The sequence below is a fragment of the Bacillus sp. PPSBB_2 genome (assembly GCF_045291115.1).
GTDB classification, from domain to species: domain Bacteria; phylum Bacillota; class Bacilli; order Bacillales; family Bacillaceae_G; genus Bacillus_A; species Bacillus_A cereus.
The window spans coordinates 275,180-280,449 of record NZ_CP147983.1 but is presented as its reverse complement, the minus strand read 5'-3'; the positions used below and the strand labels follow the sequence as shown (position 1 = coordinate 280,449).

The window sequence follows — 5,270 nt, the reverse complement described above, 5'->3', positions numbered from 1 at the left end:
AAAATTAAAAAATATGAGCTACACTGTTATCTAGTTTTCAAAGAACATACATTTATATATGAGAGATAGTTCTCTCAAAACTGAACAAAACGAAACACGGAAACTTATATTGATGAACAGCGTTCATCAATTCTCCATAGAAAGGAGGTGATCCAGCCGCACCTTCCGATACGGCTACCTTGTTACGACTTCACCCCAATCATCTGTCCCACCTTAGGCGGCTGGCTCCAAAAAGGTTACCCCACCGACTTCGGGTGTTACAAACTCTCGTGGTGTGACGGGCGGTGTGTACAAGGCCCGGGAACGTATTCACCGCGGCATGCTGATCCGCGATTACTAGCGATTCCAGCTTCATGTAGGCGAGTTGCAGCCTACAATCCGAACTGAGAACGGTTTTATGAGATTAGCTCCACCTCGCGGTCTTGCAGCTCTTTGTACCGTCCATTGTAGCACGTGTGTAGCCCAGGTCATAAGGGGCATGATGATTTGACGTCATCCCCACCTTCCTCCGGTTTGTCACCGGCAGTCACCTTAGAGTGCCCAACTTAATGATGGCAACTAAGATCAAGGGTTGCGCTCGTTGCGGGACTTAACCCAACATCTCACGACACGAGCTGACGACAACCATGCACCACCTGTCACTCTGCTCCCGAAGGAGAAGCCCTATCTCTAGGGTTTTCAGAGGATGTCAAGACCTGGTAAGGTTCTTCGCGTTGCTTCGAATTAAACCACATGCTCCACCGCTTGTGCGGGCCCCCGTCAATTCCTTTGAGTTTCAGCCTTGCGGCCGTACTCCCCAGGCGGAGTGCTTAATGCGTTAACTTCAGCACTAAAGGGCGGAAACCCTCTAACACTTAGCACTCATCGTTTACGGCGTGGACTACCAGGGTATCTAATCCTGTTTGCTCCCCACGCTTTCGCGCCTCAGTGTCAGTTACAGACCAGAAAGTCGCCTTCGCCACTGGTGTTCCTCCATATCTCTACGCATTTCACCGCTACACATGGAATTCCACTTTCCTCTTCTGCACTCAAGTCTCCCAGTTTCCAATGACCCTCCACGGTTGAGCCGTGGGCTTTCACATCAGACTTAAGAAACCACCTGCGCGCGCTTTACGCCCAATAATTCCGGATAACGCTTGCCACCTACGTATTACCGCGGCTGCTGGCACGTAGTTAGCCGTGGCTTTCTGGTTAGGTACCGTCAAGGTGCCAGCTTATTCAACTAGCACTTGTTCTTCCCTAACAACAGAGTTTTACGACCCGAAAGCCTTCATCACTCACGCGGCGTTGCTCCGTCAGACTTTCGTCCATTGCGGAAGATTCCCTACTGCTGCCTCCCGTAGGAGTCTGGGCCGTGTCTCAGTCCCAGTGTGGCCGATCACCCTCTCAGGTCGGCTACGCATCGTTGCCTTGGTGAGCCGTTACCTCACCAACTAGCTAATGCGACGCGGGTCCATCCATAAGTGACAGCCGAAGCCGCCTTTCAATTTCGAACCATGCGGTTCAAAATGTTATCCGGTATTAGCCCCGGTTTCCCGGAGTTATCCCAGTCTTATGGGCAGGTTACCCACGTGTTACTCACCCGTCCGCCGCTAACTTCATAAGAGCAAGCTCTTAATCCATTCGCTCGACTTGCATGTATTAGGCACGCCGCCAGCGTTCATCCTGAGCCAGGATCAAACTCTCCAATAAAGTTAGTTTGTCTAGCATCTAAAATAAAAATTGACGTTTCACGTTGTTTGTTTCGTTCAGTTTTCAAAGAACTACTTGGTCGCTCATTTGCGACTTCCTTATGTTAACATTTTCATCTTTCAATGTCAACTAAGTTTTTTATTTCGTTTGTCGCTTTCGACGTTAATGTCATCGGCGACTTGTTCTATATTACACCTCTAAAGTATAATCGTCAATACGTTTTTTAAAAAACTTTATATTTTATAGATTTCATTTACGTATTTCTTCTATAAGTTATATACAAGCATCCCACAGAACAATCTATGGGGTGCTCTTCTACCATAAAAACTATTGTTCTTTCGACGGCACCGAACAACTTCCATCAGTACAAGAAAGATCGCTTCCACCCTCTGAAGAAAGTTCTTGCAACTTAGGTGCAGGATTCTCTTCTTCCCACACTTGCTGAAGTGCACCAACAAAAGTTTCAAGTGGTTGTGCACCTGAAATAGCATACTTTTGATTAATAATAAAATAAGGCACTCCCGAAATTTGATATTGCTGAGCAATCGCTTCATCAATTCTAACATCATTTGCATACGCATTTTTATCATTAATAACATTTAAAGCTTCTTGCTTATCTAAACCTGAAGCTTCAGCGATAGTAGCAAGTGTATCCACATCGCTTAAATTTTTCGATTCAGTGAAATATGCAAAAAGTAGATTTTCTGTAATCTCTTTTTCTTTCCCTTGATTCTTTGCAAACTTCGCAAGACGATGCGCATCAAAAGTATTAGTCGGCTTCATCTCATCAAAATTAAAACTTAAACCCATACTAGCTGCATGATTTCCTAACTGTACGTTATTACGCTTAGCTTCTTCAATACTAATTCCATACTTTGATGCAAGTACTTCATTAATACTTGTTCCAGAATAGATTGGAGCATTTTGGTCTAATTCAAAACTTTTAAACTCAACTTCAACATCCTTCTTATATGGAAATTGCTCTAAAGCCATCTCTAATCTACGTTTCCCAATATAGCAAAATGGGCATACAAAATCCGACCATACTTCAATTTTCATAAAAACACCTCATTAACATTTAGTTTTCAATCATTGTAGCACTGAGATTAAGGAATTCAAAAGTTTTTGCTCTATCTCCTTCATATAGTACATACAAAAACACACTTATAGCAGAATACCTAATTAACAAAAAAACGATAATCAAAAGGATTAACTATTATCCCTCCGATTATCGTCTATATAAATGCAACAATTTTAATTATGCCGGAATATACTTCCCTACGAACTTCCATACAGTATTCCAATATTTATTCGAATCTACTTTCTCCGCTTCTCCATGTCCAGCACCTGGAACAATTAATTTCTTTTTTTCTACTTTTGCAGCATTATATACTTCATCTAACATTTCAAAAGGAACGAATGTATCAGCATCCCCATGAATGAATAACATAGGTGTTTTACTTTTCGCTACTTGTTTTACAGCTGAAGCCTCTTCTAAATCGTAACCAGCTCTTAATTTAGTAACCGTATTTGCCGCATTCATAACAGGAAACTTCGGTAAATGGAATAAATCTTTTAGTTGATAAGTAAATTCATCAATAACAGTTGAGTATCCACAATCTTCAATAATAACTTTAACATTAGAAGGTAAATCTTCTCCTGAAGTCATCATTACAGTTGCCCCGCCCATCGAAACACCAAATAGAGCTATTTCAGCATTAGGATCTTTCTTTAAGATTTGTTGAATCCAAATCAAAACATCTTTACGATCATGCCAGCCCATACCAACATAATCTCCTTCACTATTTCCATGTCCACGAAGGTCTGGTGCTATGACATTATAGCCTTGTTCATAGAAATTACGAACATATTTCGTCATTTCTGATGCTCTACCATTGTATCCATGAACTACAATTGCCCATTTATGACTAGATGGTTCATTCATATATTCATAACCTTTTAAATTTAATTTATCGAAAGAACGTATAGTTAATGTGTTAGGTTTATACTTCGATACGAAGTTTGCATTCTTTTCTTCATTTGCAGCCAATACATCTCCCGATGCACTTACCGTTTCTACTAAATGAGGATTATCTTGCAAAAATTCCTTTTCTTGTTTCGCATTTAACGCATAGTTATAAAAATAATTTCCAACTAACATATACACGATTACTAGCAGGACTAAGACTACTATAGTAATTATACTTATCTTTTTCATATTATCTCCTTTTCTAACTTAAATCTTCTTATATTAAAGTACATCAAAAACAACTGTACTATTTTAACACACTGATGAATCCTATCTTTAAGAAATAAAATAGAAAATCTTAAATTACATATAAAAAATCACGAAAGAAATTGAATAAAACTTATATAGCTACGTACTCAAAAACCTTTTTGAAAAGCGAGAAGCACTTCAAAATATTTAGCTTTGAAAAAAAGTTATAAAACACAAAAAAGACGAGTCATTCTGACTCGTCTTAAAGTTGCTTGGCGACGTCCTACTCTCACAGGGACAAGGTCCCAACTACCATCGGCGCTAGAGAGCTTAACTTCCGTGTTCGGTATGGGAACGGGTGTGACCTCTCTGCCATCATCACCAAACTATGAAGGCATATTCCTTCAAAACTAGATAACATTTGCTACATATTATATGGTTAAGTCCTCGATCTATTAGTATTCGTCAGCTCCACATGTCACCATGCTTCCACCTCGAACCTATCAACCTGATCATCTTTCAGGGATCTTACTAGCTTACGCTATGGGAAATCTCATCTTGAGGGGGGCTTCATGCTTAGATGCTTTCAGCACTTATCCCTTCCGCACATAGCTACCCAGCTATGCCCTTGGCAGAACAACTGGTACACCAGCGGTGCGTCCATCCCGGTCCTCTCGTACTAAGGACAGCTCCTCTCAAATTTCCTACGCCCACGACGGATAGGGACCGAACTGTCTCACGACGTTCTGAACCCAGCTCGCGTACCGCTTTAATGGGCGAACAGCCCAACCCTTGGGACCGACTACAGCCCCAGGATGCGATGAGCCGACATCGAGGTGCCAAACCTCCCCGTCGATGTGGACTCTTGGGGGAGATAAGCCTGTTATCCCCGGGGTAGCTTTTATCCGTTGAGCGATGGCCCTTCCATGCGGAACCACCGGATCACTAAGCCCGACTTTCGTCCCTGCTCGACTTGTAGGTCTCGCAGTCAAGCTCCCTTATGCCTTTGCACTCTACGAATGATTTCCAACCATTCTGAGGGAACCTTTGGGCGCCTCCGTTACACTTTAGGAGGCGACCGCCCCAGTCAAACTGCCCACCTGACACTGTCTCCCGGGTCGATAAGACCCGTAGGTTAGAATTTCAATACAGTCAGGGCGGTATCCCACCAGCGCCTCCACCGAAGCTAGCGCTCCGGTTTCAATGGCTCCCGCCTATCCTGTACAAACTGTACCAAAATTCAATATCAGGCTACAGTAAAGCTCCACGGGGTCTTTCCGTCCTGTCGCGGGTAACCTGCATCTTCACAGGTACTATAATTTCACCGAGTCTCTGGTTGAGACAGTGCCCAAATCGTTAC

At 42.7% G+C, this 5,270-nt stretch carries 2 protein-coding genes, 2 rRNA genes and 1 other annotated feature (1 of these 5 cut by a window edge); all 4 genes read right to left on the bottom strand.

Going from position 1 to position 5,270, the window contains the following annotated elements; all coding sequences use genetic code 11:
- Positions 1-140 precede the first annotated feature (140 nt).
- A 16S ribosomal RNA gene (locus V6946_RS01530) occupies positions 141-1,692 on the bottom strand.
- A gap of 327 nt (positions 1,693-2,019) precedes the next feature.
- Positions 2,020-2,751, bottom strand: a complete 732-nt coding sequence (locus tag V6946_RS01525; protein ID WP_000687954.1) for a DsbA family oxidoreductase — start codon at positions 2,749-2,751, stop codon at positions 2,020-2,022.
- A 199-nt stretch (positions 2,752-2,950) separates the two neighbouring features.
- On the bottom strand, positions 2,951-3,910 hold the full coding sequence (locus V6946_RS01520) for an alpha/beta hydrolase (RefSeq protein WP_366982511.1): 960 nt from the start codon (positions 3,908-3,910) through the stop codon (positions 2,951-2,953).
- Between the two features lie 270 nt (positions 3,911-4,180).
- Positions 4,181-4,296: ribosomal RNA gene (gene rrf / locus V6946_RS01515) — 5S ribosomal RNA — on the bottom strand.
- Between the two features lie 49 nt (positions 4,297-4,345).
- Positions 4,346-5,270 (bottom strand) — a sequence feature (most likely nonfunctional fraction of RNA operon) (it continues 3,475 nt past the right edge of the window).

Coding starts and splice junctions, on each gene's coding strand:
- V6946_RS01525 (WP_000687954.1), bottom strand. CDS start 2,751: ATGAAAATTGAAGTATGGTCGGATTTTGTATGCCCATTTTGCTATATT.
- V6946_RS01520 (WP_366982511.1), bottom strand. CDS start 3,910: ATGAAAAAGATAAGTATAATTACTATAGTAGTCTTAGTCCTGCTAGTA.